The 918-nt window shown below is 65.3% G+C and carries 1 protein-coding gene; it reads right to left on the bottom strand.

Annotation, left to right across the window (positions count from 1 at the left end):
- On the bottom strand, positions 1-918 hold a 918-nt coding region (locus tag HFC70_RS26295; protein ID WP_246735970.1), incomplete at its 5' end, for a methyl-accepting chemotaxis protein.

Here is a 918-nt window from a genome sequence, read left to right as displayed (position 1 = left end):
TCAGGCGCTCTGCCTGAAGTCGCGATCTTCGGCGTCGGGACCGCCCATGGACATATCGAGGGCGAACCCTTTGGCACGCGCCTGCTGGGCCGCAACCGATTGGTCGTTGCGCCGCGCCGGCTGTGCCTGGACATTGCTGGTCTGCGGCTTGCGGGCGACTTTTGGTTTAGGCGTCGCGTGGCTTGACGAGCCGGCGCGATCGACGCGGAAGAAGGCGATCGACGTCTGCAGTTCCTCGGCCTGTGCGGCGAGTTCCTCAGATGTCGCCGACATTTCTTCCGAGGCGCCGGCATTCTGCTGGGTCACCTTGTCGAGCTGCTGGATCGCCTCGTTGATCTGCGAAGCGCCGATGTCCTGCTCGCGGCAGGCAGCGGAAATCTCGGAGACCAGTTCGGCCGTCTTGCGGATGTCAGGCACCAGGCGGTTCAACATTTCGCCGGCTTCAGTCGCGACCGTGACAGTGGTTCCTGACAGGGCCGAGATTTCGGCGGCCGCTGCCTGGCTGCGTTCGGCAAGCTTGCGCACTTCCGAGGCGACGACGGCAAAACCCTTGCCGTGTTCGCCGGCGCGGGCGGCTTCCACCGCAGCGTTGAGGGCGAGCAGGTCGGTCTGGCGGGCGATTTCCTGGACGATCGAGATCTTCTCGGCAATCGTGCGCATGGCACCGACGGCGCGGCCGACCGCCTCGCCGCTGGCTTCTGCATCCTTCGACGACTGGCGGGCGATCTTTTCGGTCTGGGCGGCGTTATCGGCATTCTGCTTGATGTTGGCGGCCATCTGTTCCATCGAGGCGGATGCCTCTTCGGCAGAGGATGCCTGTTCGGTCGCACCCTGCGACAGCTGTTCGGAGCTTGCCGACAGTTCCTGGCTGCCCGACGAGACGTTGTCGGCGGCGGCCAAAGCATCGGCAACCACGCC

It is taken from the genome of Agrobacterium sp. a22-2 (assembly GCF_012276985.1).
Classification (GTDB): Bacteria; Pseudomonadota; Alphaproteobacteria; order Rhizobiales; family Rhizobiaceae; genus Allorhizobium.
This window is presented reverse-complemented; position numbering and strand designations above follow the sequence as displayed.